Source organism: Nocardia sp. NPDC058058 (assembly GCF_042885355.1).
In the GTDB taxonomy this organism is placed as follows: domain Bacteria; phylum Actinomycetota; class Actinomycetes; order Mycobacteriales; family Mycobacteriaceae; genus Nocardia.
Window position 1 is genome coordinate 104,855 of sequence record NZ_JBHVSA010000006.1, and the last position, 20,064, is coordinate 124,918.

Here is a 20,064-nt window from a genome sequence, read left to right on the forward strand (position 1 = left end):
GTATTACCGGATTACCGGCAGGCCGGTCCCGGCGGGACCGCGACATAGGTTGCGTCCGAACCCAATCGGGCCTGCGGCGAGAGCAGCAGATCCGCTTCGAGCTGACGCGACTTCTTGGCCGGGGTGCCGTCACCGCCGAGGCGGCGATCCGCCGGGCGCTCGTACAGCGGCGCGCCGCCGCACATGGCCTCGGTGAGGCGCTGGCGTCCGGCGAGCTGACGCTGTTCGGCCTGACGCTGGTACGCCTCGCGCTTATCCGGGTCCAGCGCCGCGATGAACGCCTGCGGATGCACGATGGCGACCAGTCCCGAGACGTGGCCGAAGCCGAGCGAGGTGACCAGACCGGCCTTGAGCGGGAAGCGATCTCCCATCTCCATGGCCTCGCGCACCCACACCAGGTGCGGGTACGCCCGCATCTTCTCGTCCACGCAGTCCAGGCTGCGGTTGGGCGGGATGACGCCCTGTTCCAGCACCTGGCACAGGCCGATCATCTGGAAGGAGGCCGCGCCGCCCTTCGCGTGACCGGTGAGGGTCTTCTGCGAAATCACGAACAGCGGAGCGCCTTCCGAGCGGCCGATGGCATCGGCGAGCCGCTCGTGCAGCTCGGACTCGTTGGGATCGTTTGCCGCGGTGGAGGTGTCGTGCTTGGAGATCACCGCGATCTCGTCCGGTGCGACGCCGAGCTTGCGAAGTTCCTTGGCCAGCTTGGATTCCGCGCCGCCGCGACCCGCGCCCAGCGCACCCAGGCCGGGAGCCGGGATGGAGGTGTGCACGCCGTCCGCGAAGGACTGGGCGTACGCGACCACACCGAGCACCGGCAGGCCCATCTCCAGCGCGACGGTGCCGCGAGCGAGCAATACCGTTCCGCCGCCCATGGATTCGACGAAGCCGCCGCGGCGGCGATCGTTGGCCCGGGAGAAGTAGCGGTCGCTGATGCCCTTACCGGACATGACGGCCGAGTCGGCGGTGGCGGACATATCACCGAAGCCGACGATGCCCTCGATGCCGAGATCGTCGTAACCACCGGCCACGACCAGATCGGCCTTGCCCAGCTTGATCTTGTCCACGCCCTCCTCGACGGAGACCGCCGCGGTGGCGCAGGCGGCGACCGGGTGGATCATGCCGCCGTAGGAGCCGACGTAGCTCTGCACCACATGTGCCAGAGCGACGTTCGGCAGCGCCTCCTGCAGGATGTCGTTGGCGTGCGGCTCACCGAGCAGGTTGTCGATGTACAGCGAGCGCATGGAGGACATGCCGCCCATACCGGTGCCCTGGGTGTTGGCCACCAGCGACGGGTGCACCCACTGCATCAGCTCGGCCGGGCTGAAGCCCGAGCCCAGGAACGCGTCCACGGTGCAGACGATGTTCCACAGCGCAACGCGGTCAACCGAATTGGCCATATCGGCGGAGATGCCGAAGCGGGTCGGATCCCAGCCGGTGGGGATCTGGCCTCCGACCACGCGGGACAGCTTGGCCTTGCGCGGCACCCGAATCTCGGTGCCCGCCTTGCGGGTCACCTGCCAGTCGCCGGTGCCCTCGACGGGCGTGACAATCGTCTGCTCCGGGTTGGCGGCGTAGAACGAGCGCGCCTCGGACTCGCTGTTCACCACGAAGGACAGGTCCTTGTCCAGGAACACCGAGGTGAGCAGCGGAGCGGTGTTGTCCAGCATCTGACCGTCGTCGGCGTACCGACGCACACCGCAGCGCTCCACCACGGTGTCGTGGTAGCGCTCGGCGAGCTCGGATTCGTCTACGTAGTCACCGGATTCGGCGTCGTACCAGCCCGGCTTGGGATCGTTCTCCCAGGTGACCAGGCCGGTGGTCCAGGCCAGCTCCAGCACGCCCGCGGCGGAGAGCTGATCGGAGACCTCCATCTCGAAGCGGGTGCGCGCCGAGCCGTAGGGGCCCAGTTCGCCCGCGCCGACGATGACGACCATATCGTCGAGATCGGCTGTGACCGAACCCCATTCGGGGACGGGCAGCTTGGAGGACAGCGTCGGCGGTGCGGGCAGCGCCGAAATCGTCTTGGCCGCAACGGCTTCGGCGTCCTCGGCCGCCTCGGCCTGTTCGCGCGCCTGCTTGGCGAGCGCGGGCAGGTCCAGCTTGGCGCGGGCCAGGCCGCCGGTCAGATCGATCTGCTGCGGTCCGGACGCGGTGACGATGCGGGCCCGCGAGGTGCACCACTTGAGCAGCTCATCGGCCATCTCCAGGGTGGACCAGGTGTGCACGCCCGCCGCCTCGACGGCCTCGACCAGCGGATCGTTACCGCCCATGAGGCCGGTGCCGCGCACCCAGCCGATCAGCGCGTGCACCAGGGTGACCCGCTCGGCCCAGGTCTTCTCCGCGCGCCACTTGGCGACAACGGCGTCGAGCGCGGCCTTGGATTCGCCGTACGCGCCGTCGCCGCCGAACATGCCGCGGTTGGGCGAACCCGGCAGCACCACATGCAGTTTGGCGTCCACATTGTGATCAGCGCCGAGCTTGGACAGACCGCCGATGAGGCGTTCCACCGACCACAGCAGGACCCGCATCTCCATTTCGGCGCGGGCTCCGGCGTCGGCCAGATCGCCGGCGACCCGGGGTGCGGCGAACGGCAGCAGCAGCGTCGGGGTCATCGCCTCCTTGACCAGGATCTTCGCACCACCGGCATTGTCGACCTGTTCATTGCCGACCCAGTCGATGAGGGCGTCGATATCGGTGTAGGAGGCCATATTCGCGGGCACCACCCAGAGCGCCGCGCCGTTGCGGGCGTTCTCGCGGTACAGCTTCTTGTAGAAGGCGACGCGATCATCGTTCAGCGAAGAGGTGGTGACGACGACGGTCGCGCCACCGGCGAGCAGGCGTCCGGTCGCGGCGGCCGCGATGGAACCCTTACTCGCGCCGGTGATCACGGCGATGTCATCGGACCAGATGCCCGGATCGGCCTTGGTCAGCGCGGCCTCGGCGATCTTGCCGTAGAGCCCGGCCAGCACCGAGCGGGCCTCGCCCATGGCGCGGGTGCGCCACCAGGTGGCCTGTGCCGCAACGGCTTCGCCCGCACCGAGGTAGCCCTCGATGTCATGCTCGCCATCGCTGCCGAACCACAGGCGCGCGAGATCCTCACGCGCACTTGCCCAGCGGTCGTCGATGAGCAGGGCCTTGCGGGCGTCGAAGGCGGGTGCGACCAGGCGCGGCCAATCGGTGCCGAGTTCGGCGGAGACCAGATCGACGAGCGATTCGTCGGAGGCTTCCGGCGCGGAGAGCTGCTCGCTCAGGCCGAGCTGTTCGAGCACCACGCGGGCGGCGGTGGCGAGCACGCCATTGGGGCCGGTGATCTGCTCGGTGAACTCGCCCAGTGCGGCGGCGTCGACGGTCGCGCCGCCACCGCCACCGGCGGACGGCATGGACACCGCGACCCCGCGGCGCGCGGCCACGGCCTGCACGGCGGCATCGATGGCGGCGTCAACGGCCGCACCGTCATTCAGGCCACCGGAGACCAGTCCGCCCAGATCGCCGCCGCGCACGGAAGCGCCCTCACGGGTGCCGAGCGAGACCTCGGCGGTGACGTGGCTGGCCCAGCCGTCGCCCAGTTCCCAGACCTTCTTGACGCGTTCGGCGATGGCGGCGGGCCGCTTACCGGACGGGCCGAAGACCTTGCGCAGGTGATCACCGATGGAATCGGAGAGCACCGAGCCGAACGGCTTGTAGGTGCGGGCCAGGCGGTCGACCGTATTGGCCAGCGCGCCCATATCCGCATCGGCCGCACCGTCGATCGCACCCAGCGAGAGTTCCGCGCCGAGGTCGACGAGCAGCTGATTGCGGCGCGAGGAGACGCCGTCGCACAGGCCCTCGATGGTGTCGACCGGTCCGATCTGATCCATCCGCAGCTTGGTCCACAGCGCGATGAGCACGCGGGTGGCGTCGGCGGCGGCGAAGCCGATGTCGTCCGGACGCGGGCCGCCGGTGGCGACCGGGGCCGCGGCGGGCGCGGCGGCGGGAGCCGTTGCGGCGGAAGCGGTCTCGGCCGGGGTGTCCTCCGGCTCGTCCACCGGTGCGGGATCGGTGTCGGTGGAGTACACGATGGCGGCTTCGCGCTCGATATTGAGCACCTCCACCGTGGTGTCCGAGAACGCGGGCAGCTTCAGCGTGTTCGAGGCCAGGTTCGCGACGGTGGGCGTCGCGGCCAAACCGACCTCGACGAACCGCTCGACGCCCAGGCCACCGTGCTCGGCATCGGTGAACAGCAGATCCTGGGTCTCGATCCAGCGCACCGGGCTGGCGAACTGCCAGGCCAGCAGCTCGACCAGCACCACGCGGCACAGCTCGGTCGGCCGGGCGGCCCAATCATCGAAATTCGCAAGCACTTCGGCGAGCGGCTCGGACGGCACCAGATCGGCGATCTCCTGGATGAAATCGCGCTCCAGGTTGAACAGTCGCGGCACCAGGTTCGGAATGTAGCGTCCGACAAGGAGTTCCGGATGCAGGTCGGCGGGCAGCAGGCCCTCCAGCTTGATGCGGAATTCCGGCACACCGGCGCGCAGCACGGTGGAGTGGAACGGCACATCGATGCCCGGGATCACCACGAAGGCGCGCTTGCCGCCGGTTTCGGCACGCAGCCTTTCGATTTCGGTCTCGAGGGCCTCGAGTCCGGCGACGGTGCCCGCGATGGCGTACTGCGAACCGCGCAGGTTGAGGTTCACCACCTCGAGGAACTCACCGGACTCCTGGCCGATGCGGTTCACGAACGGGATGACCTCGTGATCGGCGATGCCGATCTGCGACGGGCGGATGGCGGCCATCCGATAGTCGCTCAGGCCCTGGGCATTACGCGGCACCAGCTCGTGCATGGCGGAGCCGCGCTGGAACACCACCTCGAGCACGGCGTGCAGCGGCAGCACCCCGGCCACGGCCGAGAGCGCGTTGTACTCACCGACGGAATGCCCGGCGAGCATGGCCCCTTCGATGAAGGCGCCGGCCTCGCGCAGTTCCGCGACCTGGGCCACGCCGAGGGTCGCCATGGCGACCTGGGTGAACTGGGTCAGGTGCAGCACGCCCTGCGGGTGCCGGTATTCCACGCCCCGCGCCTTGAGGTAGGTCGGGTTGTCGCGCACCACAGCCAGAATCGAGAAGCCGAGGGCTTCGCGGGTGTGCTTGTCCGCCTCGTCCCAGACCTCCTTGGCGGCCTTCGAGCGGGTGCGTGCGTCCAGACCCATCCCCTTGGTCTGAATGCCCTGGCCCGGGAAGGCGTAGACGGTCTTGGGCGCTGCGACGCGGCCGGTACCGGTCATCACCAGATCGCCCTCGATGCGGCAGGACACCTCGATGATCTCGGTGCCCTGATCCACCGCGACGCGCTCCACGCGCACGTCGATCTGCGCGCCGGGGCGCACCATGCCGAGGAAGCGGGTGGTCCAGGCGGTGAGGGTGCGCGGGGGCACCTTGTCAGCGGAGTCGATCGCCGAAACAGCATGCTGCGCGGCGGCGGACAGCCACATGCCGTGCACGATCGGGCTGCCGAGCCCGGCCAGCTTGGCGGCGGCGTCGGAGGTGTGGATCGGGTTGTGGTCGCCGGAGACCTGAGCGAACGCGGCCATGGCGCGCGGTGCGGTCAGGGTGATGTCGCGACGGCGGCGGCGCGGGGTGTCGGAGGTCTTGTCCGACAGCGAGCCACCGGCGCGCGGCGGATCGGAGAGTTCGCCCGCACCGGTGCGGCCGCGGATGGCGAAGCGCTCGGTGAGGGTGGCGACGGTCGGCATGGACATGCCGGTCTCCGGCTTGTCGAGCATGCCCGAGATGCGCACGCGCACCTCGACGACGCGACCCATATCGGTGTCGATGGTCTCACCGGCTTCCGCACGGACCGCGAGAACGCTTGCGGCGGAAGGCAGTTCGCCGATGAGCTGGATCTGGTGATCCAGGTGCACCAGGTCGAGCATGCCCTCGATGACGCTGCGGTCATCGGCGGTGCGGGTGGCGCCCAGCACGGCGAAAACCGCAGGCCAGCAAGCACCCACGAGCACGTCGGGCACGGTGCGGCCGAGGGTGCTGAGGCTGTCCGGCAGGCCGGAACCGGTGACACCGGCGTGATCGGCGATCAGGTCCGGGCTCCACGCGACGTTGAAGTGCGCGACCTTCGTGCCGTCGAGGTTCTTGACCTCGGGCAGCGACTGCCCGGCGGCCACGGCCAGCAGCGCCGACATGGCGGCGGTGGCATCGTCCTCGGTGATGACCGGTGCGCCACCGTTGTACACGCTAACGGGCACGGTGACGCGAATGCGCACGGCATCGCGGCCCAGCAGCGGCACGGCCAGCTCGACGTACGCGTGATCGTCCTCGGGACCGGCGATCGGGGCCAGGGTGGCGCCGGTGGGCGGGTGAATAGCGCCCTGCCCGTTGAGGATCCACTCGCCCAGGTCGCCCAGGCGGTGCACCGGGTTGACGGTGGTGCGGCCGGACCACTGCACATCCGGTGCGGCGAGCACGATATCGATGGCCCCGGCGGTGACGGCGGCGCGGCGGCGGCCGTCCACGGCGGCCGGGACGACGCCCGCGCGCACCAGCGAGTAGGCGGTGTCCTGTTCGAAGCGGTCCAGCAGTTCACCCACCGGCTCGTCCACCCGGGTGATGCCCGCGACGGCGACGGTGCCGGGGATGACGCACACCTGATCGGCGCTGTAGCGCGGATCATGGGCCTGCCACAGCGAATCCGAGCGCCACCAGCGGCGCACATCGCCGTCCACGACGGGTACGAAGTTGACCGGCTTGCCGGGGGTCTTGCACAGGCTGGTGAAGAACGGGACGTCCGCCGGGTGCAGGACGGCCTCGGCGATGGCCGGGTACTGCTCCTTCAGCGTGCAGATGGCCTTGACCGGGGTCTCGAAGTCCGCGTCGTCCGCGAACAGGGTGTCGATCTGTCCGCGATCGGCCGGGTTCAGACGGGATTCGGTGCGGCGCACCATTTCCGCGAACCGGTCGCGCCAGGTGATGTCCAGCCACACCGAGGCGGTGGCGTCGGCGATGGCGGAGGCGAAATCGCCGCCGCAGTCGAAATCCTTACGCCGGTCCAGGCCGACGGCGAGCTCGACGTAGCGCTCCAGCCATTCCAGGTAGGTCATGGTGGCGACATCGCCGAAGTACGGCTTGGCGGTGCCGTTGAGCGCGGTGATGATCTCGTCGCGGCGCGCGGCCACGGCGTCGGCGTCGCCGGCGACCTCGTCCAGCAGGCGGCCGGTGCGCGAGGCGGAGTTGTCGATCTCGTGGATGTCCGCGCCCAATTGGCTGCGGCCGGAAGCCATTCCGCCGATCGCGGTGCCCGCGCCGACCCAGTCCGGGGTGCCGGGGGTGTCGACCAGGAGCTGCTTGACCTCGGGGGTGGTGGTGGCTTCCAGGGTTGCCATGGCGGCGGTGCCGACCAGTACGCCGTCCAGCGGCATGACCGGGTAGCCGTAGCCCTGCGACCAGGAGCCGGTGAGGTACTGGGTGGCGCGCTCGGGGGTGCCGATGCCGCCGCCGACGCAGACGATCACATTGGCGCGGCCGCGCAGTTCGCCGTAGGTCTCGAGCAGGAGGTCGTCCAGGTCCTCCCAGGAGTGGTGGCCACCGGCGCGGCCGCCCTCGATATGCATGATGACCGCGTAATCCGGTGCGGCGTCGGCGATTCGGAGCACGGCGCGAATCTGCGCCACGGTGCCCGGCTTGAACGCGACATGCGTGATGCCGACCTCGGTCAGCTCCTCGATGAGGGCCACGGCCTCGTCCAGCTCCGGAATACCGGCGGTGACGATGACGCCGTCGAACGGCGCACCCGCACCACGGGCCTTCTGCACCAGGCGCTTTCCGCCGAGCTGGAGCTTCCACAGGTACGGGTCCAGGAACAGCGAGTTGAACTGCACCGAGCGGCCCGGGTGCAGCAGCGTCTTCAGCTCGGCCACGCGGTCGGCGAAGATCTGCTCGGTGACCTGACCACCACCGGCCAGCTCGGCCCAGTGGCCCGCATTGGCCGCGGCCGCAACGATTTTCGCGTCGACGGTGGTGGGGGTCATGCCCGCCAGCAGAATCGGCGAGCGACCGGTGAGCTTGGTGAACGCGGTCTCCACGACCACCCGGCCATTGGGCAGGCGCACCGGCTTGGGCGCGAATTCGGCCCAGGCGGGGGCGATTTCGGGGGCCGCGCCGGGGGTGAACAGGCTGCGCTGGCCCGGGCGGGTGGAGGCGGCGAGCACGCCGACGCCGGTGCCCTTGAGCGAGCCGGCGGTGAGGCGGGTCAGCAGATCGCCCGGGCCGAGGTCCAGAATCCACTGCGCGCCCTGGGCGACGGTGTCATCGACGATGGCGACCCAGTCGATCGGATCGACAAGCACTTCCTGGGCGAGGGTGGCGGCCAGTTCGGCGTCCAGCCCGCACTGCCCGGCCCAGCCGGTGACCAGATCGACGGTCTCGGCGAGCGCGGGGTGGTGGAAGGCGACCTCGACCGGTATGTCCTCGAAGACCGGTGCGAAGACCGAACCGCCGCGCTTCTTGGCATCGCGCTCGGCGGACTGCTCATCGTGAATCTCGGCCGCGCGGCGGCGAACTCGATCCAGCTGCGCGACCGGACCGCTCAGTACGGCGCGGCGGCGGCCGTTGCGGATGGAGAGCACGGCGGCCTTCTCGGCGTCCACACCGCGCGAGACCTCGTCCACGACGGCCTGCAAACGCTCGGGATCGACATTGGAGACCGCGACCATGGGCGAGCGGTCACCGATCGGCATGAGACCGCGACGGCGGGCGACCAGTCCGGCTGCCGCGCCGATCAACTGGGCGATGGCGAGCAGTTCGGCATCGCGCTGTCCGTGCGCTTCGGCGGCGGTTGCGGCGATCCGGCCCTGTGAGTGCCCGATGACCGCGGCCGGAGCCTGGGTGACGATATCGAGGCCCTGCAGGCGCAGCGCCCGCAGTGCGGCGATCTGGGTGAGGAACACACCGGGCATGGAGACCGCGGCGGAACGCAACACCTGCGCGGAGGGCGCCGCCGACACCTCCCCCTGATCCGGGTCGGCGAGCTCTTCCTCGAGCATCCAGCCGATGGGGTCGAAGCCGACCGGTCGCACCACGAGCAGTTGCGCGGCAACCGGTTCCAGTTTGGTGGCGGCCTCGTTGACCAGTGCGGTCAATTCGGGCTCGAGCGCACTGTCCCGCCCGATTTCCTCGAGCTCGGTGAGCCAGGCGGCACCCTGTCCACCAAAGGCCAGCGCGTACGGCGCACCCCCCAGCAACCGATCGAGCAGCGACGACCTGACTCCACTATCCCGGTTCTGTCGGGCCCGTTCGGCCTTCGATCCGGTTCCGGTGCTCTCGTTGATCGTCAAGACTTCGACTTCCTTCTCCTGGCGTCCCCGTCCCCACAGGACTGGGCCGCGCTCACGGTGCGCAGGTGTTCCTCCGGCCAACTGGCCCTGGTAGACGCCGAGGATTCCACAAAATCATGAGGTTCTCCTCATGTTTGGTTACCGCCCGACGACCTACCCTCGAGTATTTCGGCACGCCCGTACCAGAACGCCCGCAAACATGACCCTCCCTCATGTTTGAACCCGCTGGTGAGGCCGGTTACACCCGTGTAGGAAATATGAGGGCTCCTCACATTGCCGTTTATCAAATCGTTATAATCCCTGGTAGGGTTACCGACCAGTACGCCACACCGACCCAATGCTTCGCGATCCCCGTTTCGCCCGGTAAAGTTTGGACGGTCGTACCGTTAGCGCGAGTGGCGAAATTGGCATACGCGCCAGATTTAGGTTCTGGTGTCCACGGACGTGCGGGTTCAAGTCCCGCCTCGCGCACAACAAATCCCGGCATACCGCCCATCGGGCAGTAGCCGGGATTTCCCATTTCAGACCGGTTGCCAGCGGCGTTCGCCGCGCTTCTGCAACCTTCGGGCAAATGCGACTTCGGTTCGGGGATCGGACGATTCGGTCAGCCGAGGCCGCGGATGAACAGGGCCAGTTGCCAGGCGCTGTGGTCTGGTTGGCCGTCGTTCTGGGTCAGGGCCGCGCCGATGGTGTCCACGTGGTCGTAGCCGGGGAGGGTTACGACCGTTGCCAGGGCGGGGGTGGGGAAGAGAGTGCCGGTGGCGGGCGGGACGGGGCTGTCGCCCGCCCAGGCTACGAAATTGGGCTTGAGGCGGCTCATGCCGTGGTAGCGCAGGACGGCGCGGTCTCCGCTGCGGGCTCCGCCGTAGCCTGCGGCTATGTCCGTTATCACGCGGAGGGGGAAGTAGGTTTCCCAGTAGCCGCCGGGGGCGCCGGAGGCCAATTGTCTTGCCACGTCGCGGATATCGGCCACTTCGTGACCGGGGGCGGTGTAGGGGACGCCGGTGACGTCGTTGTAGTTGCGCCAGGTGTAGAGGGCGGTGCGGTCGGCGGGGGCCACGCGGTGCTGGATTCCGGCCGAGATGCGCAGGTAATTGCCCAGCAGTGGGAGTTGGGTCAGTTCACCGGGATTGGGGAAGGTCTTGTCCTGGACGGGGCCGCCGGAGAGTGCGCCGACGCCCTGTTGGAAGAGGGAGAAGTTGGAGGAGTTGTTGTCGATGAGGACGCCGAGCAGGGCGGTGTTGGTGAAGCGGTAGTCGCGCAGGGTGCCCGAGCCGTCCGCGCCGCCGGTGGCGAAGGCGGACCAGGTGGGCGCGCCGAGCAAGTTGAGGGTGCCGTCGATGTCGGCATCGTGCGGAAGATGGGACAGCAGTTGGCTTTCGCCGTCGGGGTCCAGGTGCGCGGCGAGTCCGGCCAGGCGGAGCAGGAAGAAGGCGCGGGTGCCCAGACCGGGGACGGGTCCGAAGATACGGGGCAGGGCGTTGACCTTGAAGCCACCCTGCAACACCGAATCCAGCGGGCCGACAAGGGCGTTGGTGATGTCGTGCAGGATCGGGGTGTTCTGCAGGGCCACCGGGTCGGAGGAGACCATGGAGTCCTGGGCGGCGAAGGCGGCGCACTGATCCGCACCGGGGCGGCCGTCGAAATCCCAGTCCGAGAAGAAGCCGGTGACCAAGCCGCCCAGCGAGATTCCGGTGCAGACGAATTTGCGCTGCCGATCGGCCAGGGCCGGAATCTCGTGCAGCATCACCTCGTATTGGTCGCGCACGACGCGATCCAGGCCCATGTAGTCCAGGACCGGCAGATCCGCCGACGTACGGAAACCCGGAAAACGTTCGCCGTCGATGGGCAGGCCATTGAAGTAGTAGTCGACGGCGTCGAGGTAGTTGCCAGTGTGCAGCGCGTAATCGAAGCCGCGGGTCTCGTCCAGGCAGGCGCTGCGCCGGGCCAGCGCCCAGTACTCGATCCGCTGCCCCTGCGCGATCGCCGAATGCACCGTATTGAAGGCCACGCTGTCGGAATTGACCGCACCGCCGTGCAGGCCCTGCTGCTGGATCACCACGTGCGCGGCGTCGACCGGATCCGCGGAGCCGTCCGCCGGGCGATAGCGCAGGAATCCGACCCGATCGCAGTTCGCCGGATGGGCGGGCGCGTCGGCGGGCAGCGGGAGCGCGAAACTCACATACGAGGTGACGATGCCGTCCCGCGTGGACAGCTCCTGTTCCTGCCGGTCGGTCGCCGCGCTCACCGGTTCCGGATCCGCGGCGGCCACCCCGGTGACCCCACCCGCCGCGGCCAGCATCACCGCCATCAGCACGCCCGCCGAAATACGCACGCGCCGAACAACTTTGTTCATGTGTTGCACGCTGCCAACGAACTCCGGCGCCCGCCATGGGGAATCCCCCGAGAAACACCCCGCCGTACCCGGCACAGTGCCCAACTCCCGCCGGGATACGGTTTTCGGCATGTTCGTGAAGCTGTGTGGCCTGCGCACCGAGGCGGATGTGGCCACCGCCGTGACCGCCGGAGCCGATGCGGTGGGATTCGTCTTCACCGCGAGCCCGCGCCAGATCGCCGTGGAGCAGGTGCGGCAGCTGCTGAACGGGGTGCCCGCGCACGTGCTGTCCGTAGGTGTGGTGCACGGCATCTCGGCGGCGCAGGCGGGTGAGCTGGCACGCGCGGCGGGTGTGGACGCCCTGCAACTGCACGGCTCCTACGACCCCGCGGCCTTCGCCGAACTCGCCGATTTCCGGCTGTTGCGCGCGACCGCGCTGGCCGCCGACACCGATGTGCGCACCGGCGCGTACGGCGAGGAATGGCTGCTGCTGGACTCCCCGCAGGCCGGTTCCGGCGAACGCTGGGATCTCGGCGCACTGGAGCGGACCCGGCCCACCGGACAGTGGCTGCTCGCGGGCGGACTCTCCCCGGCGAATGTGGCCGAGGCCATCACCGCAGCACAGCCCTGGGGTGTGGATGTGTCCAGCGGCGTGGAATCCAGCCGCGGCGTCAAGGACCACGGCCGCATGCGCGAGTTCATCGCGGCGGCACGGGCGGTACCCGGGCGAGAGTGATCGGCAGCGGGTGCGGCGCATGCCCTAGGATGGACGCACCGATTGTTCTCGACGATGGCCCCGATGCGCCGCCAAGCATCGTTCCTATGAAACTTGTTTTCTCCCAGGGGAAGAGCGTTCCCTCCGGCCGATGACCGCCGCGCGACTGCGCTCGCGAGGCGAACTGCGCAGACAGCGGCGACCGGGTGCGCACGGTTGCTGGAATCATCTGATCGCCGCACCGCTGTGGCCCAAGCACGGGGTGAACCTCGGCACGCTGTTGCGCACCTGCGATGCGGTGGGGGCCTGTCTGGCGGTACCCCGATTGCCTTGGGTGCCAGAGGCTTTGAGTCGCGGCAACACGCTGCGGCATCGGCAGTGCGTGCACTGGGTCGACGGCCCGGTGGATCGATGGCTGGAGCGCCAGCGAGCCGGATCGGCGGTGGTGGGGGTGGAACTCACCGATGAATCGATTCGGCTGGCGGATCTGCCCGTGGCGCGGCGGCGGACCGTGATGGTGCTCGGCAATGAGGGCGACGGGATTCCACCCGAGGGCCTGGAGCTGCTGCATATCGCGGTGGAGATTCCGATGGTGGGCACCGGATCGAGTCTCAATGTGGCGGTGGCGGGTTCGCTGGTGCTGTACAAGCTCGCCGGGCTGTGTTGAGCGTCGCCCGATCACTTGGTGCGCGGGCGCGCCGGGCGGGCGGCGAGCGGTTTCGGGTGGACCAGCTTGCCACCGGTGGTGCGAGATCCGGCCTGTTTGAGCCGATGCAGGACCGGTGAGAGCTCGAATCCGTGGATGCCGTCCAGTGCCGCCATTTCGGTGGTCACGTAGCGGTAGAGGGCGGTGGTGTTGTCCGTCTGGAGCACGGCGAAGATATTGAACGAGCCGGATATGGCCGCGGCATAGGTGATTTCGTCATGTTCGGCGATGGCGCGGCCGACCGCCTCGAGCCGCGCGGGCGCCACGCGCAGCCACAGGAACGCCGCGGTGCCCGCGCCCACCGCGGCGGGCGCGATATCGAGATCGAAGTACAGGACGCCGCCCGCCCGTAGCGCGGCGATGCGGCGGGTGACGCGGCCGATGCTCATCCCGGTGGCCCGGGACAGCACGGTGTAGCCGGTGCGGCCGTCGCGGGCCAGCAGCTCGAGCAGAATGCGGTCCGCGTCTCCGATCCGGAGTTCCGCCTCGGCGAATTCCGCTGTCCCGGAACTCGATTCGCCGCCCACCCCCGGGTTCGGTTCGCCCCCTCCGGTTCGCGCGGCGAATTGCCTTCCCCGCCAGTCGATGACATCACCGCGCACGAACCGGTGCAGGATCATCGCCGCGGTGATGTCGTGCACCGGGGCACTGCGCTGTAACCGCTGCACCAGCAGATCGTCGCGGTCCTGCGGGCTGCGCGGGTGCAGGGAGAAAACGATCTCCGCACCCGCGTCCGCGATGCTGATCCAGGCCGCGTCATCGCGCTGTGCGAGCGCCTCGGCCACCGCGAGCGCGCCGTCCGGGCGGCAGTGCAGGCGAATGATCCAGTCGCTCTCGCCCAGCGCGCGGGCGTCGACCGCCCCGATCACCCGGACGATGCCGTCCCGCCGCAGCCGCCGATAGCGCCGCGCCACGGTCTGTTCGGCGACGCCGAGTCCGGCGGCGATATGCGCGAACGGAATGCGGGGCTCCAATTGGAGCGCGTGCACGATTCGCGCATCCAGCGCGTCCAACATGGCGGTTTCCGGTGGCGCGGCGGCTGTCACAGCAGGAAATGTACGCCGAATCCGCCGCCGGGCGACCGGATCCGTCCTCGATTCCGATACTCGACGCCTCATCAATGCTTCGAGAGGACAACGACATTGCGTAAGTGGTTACCGCTGCTGACGGTGTGCCTGGGCACCTTCATGCTGCTGATCGACGTCACCATCGTGAACGTCGCGCTGCCCGATATGCGGACCGATCTGGACGCCTCCTTCGGGGCGCTGCAATGGGTGGTCGACGGTTACGCCCTCGCCATGGCCGCGCTCATGCTCGGCGCGGGGTCGATCGCCGATCTGGCCGGGCATCGGCGCACCTATCTGGCCGGTCTGGCCCTGTTCGCCACGGCGTCACTGATCTGCGGACTCGCCCCGAATCCCACGGTGCTGATAGCCGCGCGCATCGCGCAGGGCATCGGCGCGGCCACCATGTCCTGCACCACGTTCGCGCTGTTGAACGCCGCCTACGCGGGCCGGGATCGCGGTGCGGCATACGGCATGTGGGGTGCGGTGGCGGGTGCGTCCTCGGCGATCGGCCCGATCATCGGCGGTCTGCTCACCGAGATCGTGTCCTGGCGCTGGATCTTCTTCGTGAATCTGCCGTTCAGCGTGCTGGCCATGGCGCTGTGCCTGGTCGTGCTCACCGAAGGTGAACGCGCCCAGCACAATCGGATCGATGTGGCCGGCATGACGATCTTCACCGCGAGCGCCGCCACCGCGACCTACGCCCTGATCCGCGCCAACGAGCACGGCTGGACCAATGCGCTCACCTGGTGGCTGCTACTCGGCTCGGGAATCGCGCTGGCCGCCTTCGTGGCGATCGAAATCCGTTCGGATCAACCGGTTCTCGATCTCACCCTGCTGCGCGACCGCTTCTTCACCGGCGTCCTCATCGCGGGCGCGACCCTCTATTTCGCGGCTTTCGCCGCCCTGATGTACACCCAGATCTGGATGCAATCGTCCCTCGGTCTGAGCCCCATCGCCGCCGGTGCGGTCGGACTCCCCCTGTCCCTCATGGCATTCGTGGTCTCGGGCGCACTGGGCAAATATCTGCACGGCGACAACCCGGGCCGCATCGTCGGGGCGGGATTGGCCCTGATCGGCCTGGGCGGCCTGCTCGGAGCCCTGTTCGTGCACGGCGACGCGAGCTGGCCCGCCCTCATCCCCGGCTCGCTGCTGGTCGGCGCGGGCGTCGGCCTCGCCACCGCCACCCTGAGTTCCGCCGCCATGTCCACGGTCCCCTGGCACCGCGCCGGAATGGCAACGGGCGCACTCAATACCGCCCAGCAGCTCAGCTTCGCCCTCGGCATCGCCGCTCTCGGCGGCCTCTTCACCCACCGCACCCGGCATGTGCTCGACAACCCCGCCACCACGGCCGCCGGGGTCCAGCTCACCCTCGCGGTGAGCGGCGCGACGGCCCTGCTCGGCGCACTTGTCGTCCCGATCCTGATGCGCCGCCGAACACCGGCGGCAGCCGAATCAACCGATACGACAGCGCGATTCGACTCGGAATCCACGGAACACGCTGTGGCCGAACGTCTCTCGTAGCAGCTGAGCCCGCTAGAGCCCGAGACCGTGTGCCAATGTCGGCCAGGAGGCCTTCAGCTCGTCATCCCAGTAGCCCCACGAGTGGGTGCCGTAGGCGCGCAGGTTGACGGTGGCGGGGATATTCAGCGATTGCAGGCGAGCGGCGAGGATTCGGGTGCACTGGTCGGTGGCGGCTTCGATGATGCCACCGACCAGGACCTGGTTCACCAGGGCGCCGGGGCCCGCGCCGACCAGGCCGCGGCCGCCGGATTTGTCATAGGGGCCGGGCAGGCCGTTACCGCTGGAGAGGTAGAGGTCGAGACCGCGCAGGGATTCGGCGTTGAGGTACGGGTCGTTGGCGGCCCACATGGGATCGCCGGGCGGGCCGTACATATTGACGGCGTCGCCCGCACTGTAGGCGACGGTGAGCCGCACGTACGCCTGACCCAGGGGGTCGGAGATCTGAGCGCAGCCGCTGTAGGCGGCGACCGCCTGATACAGGCCGGGCCGGGCGATCGGGAGTTGCAGCACCGAGGTGCCCGACATCGATACGCCCGCAATGGCATTGCGACCATTCGCACCCAGGGCGGTATCGAGCAGCGGCGGGAGTTCATCGGTGAGGAAGGTCTTCCATTTGACGATGCCCAGGCGCGGGTCCGGGTTGCGCCAATCCGCGTAGTAGGACGCCGCGCCGCCGATGGGCTGAACGACATTGACCTGTTTATCGGCCAGGAAATCGGTCGCGTGCGTTTGCCGATCCCAGGAGCCGGGGCCGACACCGCCACTGCCACCGCTGAGCAGATACAGCACGGGGCGCGGCACCGAAGTGTCCGAGGGTCGCTGCACCTCGACGGTGAATTCGCTGTTCATCGCGGCGGAGAACACGGTGACGACCCAGTGCCGGACATCGTCCACGTGAATATTCACCACGTGAGAGTCGTCCGACGCGTCCGGGGCGGCCGCGGCCACGGGCAGCAGTGCGCTCGACCACGGCGCTATCGCGGAGATCGCCACGGCCAGCACTACCGCCGCGCTCCGAATTATCCAGCGAATGCGCACGTTCGAGCCCTGTTTCTACTGCGCCGCCGCGCTCGGGAGCACGGCGGCCGAACCACCGATTGCCGCCACCGCCCGCACCGCGATGGGAGCGGTACGGGCGGTGGCGCGGCGAGTCTGGCACCCCGTGGCCAACGGCAGGTTTCGGAATCCTGTCGTACAGGGGACGCGCGGCGGTCTCAGGGCTGACAGTTCACCGGGATGGCGGCGAGATCTACCCGAGCACCACCGGTGGCCAGGCAGGGCTGTGCGATGCCGTCGAGGGTGCCCGGCCCGAACAGCACCGCCGGACGGGTGTTTCCGCCGCTGTTGCGGGCGTGAATGAGCGCACCGCCCGCCCCGGCGATGGCGGTGCGGGTGACGCTGCCGCGCATATCGGTGTCACCGATATTGATGATGGCGATGCCGTTGGCCGCGGTGCCGTTGATCGAGGTGTCCCGAATATCGAAGACCAGTTCGGCGGTGGCCGGGCCGGGACCGGTCGGGGTGTAACCGATCAGCCCGATGCCGTCGGCGCTGCATTCGCCGAATTCGGAATTGGTGACGGTGAGATCGGTGTGCGCGGTCCGGCCGAAATTGGTGTTCACCAGGCAGGTACCGAGATTGGCCGGAATCAGCGGATTGAGCGCCGCACCCGGAAAGGACGAGTGCCGGGCGCGCACGCCGTCCAGGGTGAGCGATTGCCGAGCACCGCCGGGGCTGAGGTTGTAGTTCTCGATGACATCGCCGCTGACATTGTCGAAGGTGCTGTCGGTGACCGTCACCCGGCTCTCGGGCGCGCCGCTCGTGGTGACGTATTCGAGCCCATTGGCGGAGAAGTTACCGTCGCCGTTGCGGAACTCGTTGCGGTCGATGCTGACATCGAGGTGCGCGCGCCCGAGCGGATTGATGAAGACCCCCTCGCTGTCGGCGAGGTGATTGAGCGGTGAGCTCGGCGGGGCGATATCGAGCTGCCGATTGCCGGTCAGCTCGGCGGTGAGTCGCGCGTCATCGGCGGCCTGCACTCCCAGCGCGAGTACGGACAGCTTCGCCAGGCCCAGGTTGATATCGCGGGTGGTGTTATCGGTGACCTGCGCGCTCACCCGGCTGGTGCCGCGGGCGCGAATATCGATGCCGTCGCCGCAGGCGGTGTCGTGCACGGTATTTCCCTCGATGCGCACGCTGCCCGCCGCCGCGCCGAAATCGGTCATGATGCCCGCCCAGCCATTGTTCAGCGTGATGAAGTCGGGCAGCGGATCGATGGCGACGCCGAGCGGAATGGTCGGCGGCAGGCTGAACGGGCCGATCATGAATCCGTCCGCGCACAGCTGATTGGTGCCGGACACGCTGTTGCCGCTGATCACCACATCCGCGGCATCGTTGCCGTAGATACCGCCCCGGCGCGCACCGTCGATGACGAGGTTGCGCACCTCGGCGCCGGGAGCCAGGCGCACCGCGTCACCGTCGTGCGCGCCGGTGCTGTTCGTAATGCGTGGCAGCGGAGCGTCATTCGCCGCACCGATGACCGCGCCACCGTCGCCGATGAGCCGCTGACCGGGTTTGAGCGCGATACCGCCGTCCAGCGGCCGCACGGTGGCCGCGACGGGCTGGACGATAATGGTGTCCCCGGGCCCGGCGGCGGCCTCGACGCCGGCCAGCGAATCGAACGGCGCGTCGATCGCGCCGGTGCCGCCCGGCCCGGCCGCCGCGCTGACATACCACGTCGCCGAATCCGGTTGCGCCTGAGCGATTCCCGACGCGTGCGGGGTACAGGCGAGCAGGGCGAGCGCGCAGATGCGGGCGGGGGTGCGATTCTTCATTGTGCTCCGGGGGTGTGACGCAGTGATGCACTGCACACTTCCAGGCGACAAGTCCCTGGTCATCGGGCAGATTGCCAGGAGAACCGGCGCGGCACCGGGCTTGTGCACAAAGGCGGGCGCGCGCCGCGACCGGTGCGCGACTCCCCCGCGAGACCTCGAAGGCAGCGGGTGCGGAATCGGAACGCACTGCGGGTCAAAGCATTTGGACGGGCGTGATGTTCGAGAAGGGGATACCGAACATCACGCCCGCACCGGAAAGGATAGCGGTAACAGGCGATTTCGTCAGGTGCGAGTTGTGTCGCCGATCGCCGCACCGGTCACCGGATATTTGCGGTAGGCGTCCGAAACCGCCCCCAACCAGGTGATTTCACCCAGGAAGGTGGGTTTGGCCGGGCGGCGAAAGATCTCACCGCGGTCGACCGGGGTATCCCCGCGCCCGAACGCCTCGAGCGCCAGAGCGATGCGCGCCGCCTCGACGGCCGCCTCGCGATCGGCGATCCGGCCGGGCATACCATCCACGATTTCGATTGCGCGCGCGGTGATTTCAGGACTCAGATGCGGTTGCAGGAGCAGCAGGCCGTCCCGGATCTCGATGACCCGGCGATACAGCCGGTCCCGGGCCGCGCGCCGGGCCACCGGCGCGGCCTCGGCCACCTCGGGTGCCGCCGTTCGCAGCGCCAGCCACAGCGGGCGCAGCCGCGGCAGCGCGCGGGTCCGTTGCACCGCCGCCATGGCCTGCGGCAGCAGCGACGGGCACAGATAACCGAGCAGCATGATCGCCGCGCCGACGCTGGCGAAGGCGGGCGCGATCTCGATATTCAACCGGCGCGCGTCGATATCGGCCCGGGCGGCGATGAGGGCGGCGATCTTGCCGATGCTGTAGCCGATGGCGATGACCGAACCGATCACCAACAGCAGCAAACCCCTGCGCAGCCAAGGCTGTTCGCGCACATGCGGCAGCCAGGCGCGGCACAGCAGCACGATGCGCAGCAGCGCCAGGGTGTACGCGCACAGGTAGATGCCCAGGAAGACCTCGACCAGCGGAACGGTCGCGTAGTGGTAGTCGAAGTCGGTCGCGTGCGCCCGATCATGAACCGGAGCGGCGAAGAACAGGGCGATCAACGCGAGCACCACGGCGACATTGACCAGGATTACCCTGCGCGCATTGACATTCCGGCCGGTACCCGGTGCGGAAGGGATCGCCTCCGCCTCGATCGGCACGGTCCCGGCGGTCACCGCGACACCCGGTGCGGCCTCGATCCCCACTCCCGCGTCCGGCGCGACCAGATACGTCGTCCAGACCAACTGCGCCAGCGTGGCGGTGGCGATGGCGGAGTAGACGATCAGCGTCGCCAGATTCGGGATACCGCTGATCCGGCCGATCCACTCGTAGGTCTGCGGCACCGCGGCATCGAAACCTATTGCCGCGCAGGCGATGGCCACCGCGACCGCCCAGCGCGAGGCGATTCGGGTGCCGCGCAGCGCCAGCATCAGCCGCCAGCCGAACACCAGTACCGCGAGCACGCCGACGCTGCCGTATACCAGAGCGAAATGCATGGT

Annotated in this window: 9 protein-coding genes and 1 tRNA gene; 4 read left to right on the plus strand and 6 right to left on the minus strand. The window is 68.9% G+C overall.

Annotated features, from left to right (window positions below):
* Positions 1-11: 11 nt before the first annotated feature.
* Complete coding sequence (locus ACFVUS_RS41405) at positions 12-9,326, minus strand: fatty acid synthase subunit beta domain-containing protein (protein ID WP_387780196.1); 9,315 nt, start codon at positions 9,324-9,326, stop codon at positions 12-14.
* A 389-nt stretch (positions 9,327-9,715) separates the two neighbouring features.
* On the opposite strand from ACFVUS_RS41405, the gene ACFVUS_RS41410 reads away from it, so the two are divergent.
* Positions 9,716-9,797 (plus strand) — tRNA-Leu (locus ACFVUS_RS41410).
* A 133-nt stretch (positions 9,798-9,930) separates the two neighbouring features.
* Here ACFVUS_RS41410 and ACFVUS_RS41415 read toward each other — a convergent pair.
* Positions 9,931-11,682 carry a hypothetical protein gene (locus tag ACFVUS_RS41415; RefSeq protein ID WP_387780199.1) on the minus strand — a complete coding sequence of 584 codons (1,752 nt, stop codon included), beginning with the start codon at positions 11,680-11,682 and terminating at the stop codon, positions 9,931-9,933.
* Positions 11,683-11,791: 109 nt separating this feature from the next.
* Between ACFVUS_RS41415 and ACFVUS_RS41420 the strand changes: the two genes are divergently transcribed.
* Positions 11,792-12,397, plus strand: coding sequence for a phosphoribosylanthranilate isomerase (locus ACFVUS_RS41420; RefSeq protein WP_387780202.1), 606 nt, complete (start codon positions 11,792-11,794; stop codon positions 12,395-12,397).
* A gap of 130 nt (positions 12,398-12,527) precedes the next feature.
* Positions 12,528-13,043: a TrmH family RNA methyltransferase gene (locus ACFVUS_RS41425; protein ID WP_387780205.1), complete on the plus strand. Its 516-nt coding sequence runs from the start codon at positions 12,528-12,530 to the stop codon at positions 13,041-13,043.
* Positions 13,044-13,054: 11 nt separating this feature from the next.
* On the opposite strand, the gene ACFVUS_RS41430 is transcribed toward ACFVUS_RS41425, so the two are convergent.
* On the minus strand, positions 13,055-14,128 hold the full coding sequence (locus ACFVUS_RS41430) for an Lrp/AsnC family transcriptional regulator (protein ID WP_387780208.1): 1,074 nt from the start codon (positions 14,126-14,128) through the stop codon (positions 13,055-13,057).
* Between the two features lie 96 nt (positions 14,129-14,224).
* On the opposite strand from ACFVUS_RS41430, the gene ACFVUS_RS41435 reads away from it, so the two are divergent.
* Entirely contained in the window at positions 14,225-15,670 is a 1,446-nt protein-coding gene (locus ACFVUS_RS41435; protein ID WP_387780211.1) for an MFS transporter, read from the plus strand.
* Between the two features lie 12 nt (positions 15,671-15,682).
* Here the strand turns inward: ACFVUS_RS41435 and ACFVUS_RS41440 are convergent, their stop codons facing one another.
* The 3 genes from ACFVUS_RS41440 to ACFVUS_RS41450 all read right to left on the minus strand — a co-directional run bounded on the left by ACFVUS_RS41440 (position 15,683) and on the right by ACFVUS_RS41450 (position 20,061).
* Positions 15,683-16,708 (minus strand): alpha/beta hydrolase, encoded by a 1,026-nt coding sequence (locus tag ACFVUS_RS41440; protein ID WP_387780214.1) that lies wholly within the window; start codon positions 16,706-16,708, stop codon positions 15,683-15,685.
* A 176-nt stretch (positions 16,709-16,884) separates the two neighbouring features.
* Positions 16,885-18,504: a hypothetical protein gene (locus tag ACFVUS_RS41445; protein WP_387780217.1), complete on the minus strand. Its 1,620-nt coding sequence runs from the start codon at positions 18,502-18,504 to the stop codon at positions 16,885-16,887.
* A gap of 282 nt (positions 18,505-18,786) precedes the next feature.
* A complete protein-coding gene (locus ACFVUS_RS41450; protein ID WP_387780219.1) occupies positions 18,787-20,061 on the minus strand; it encodes an MAB_1171c family putative transporter in 1,275 nt (424 codons plus the stop codon).
* Between the last annotated feature and the right edge of the window lie 3 nt (positions 20,062-20,064).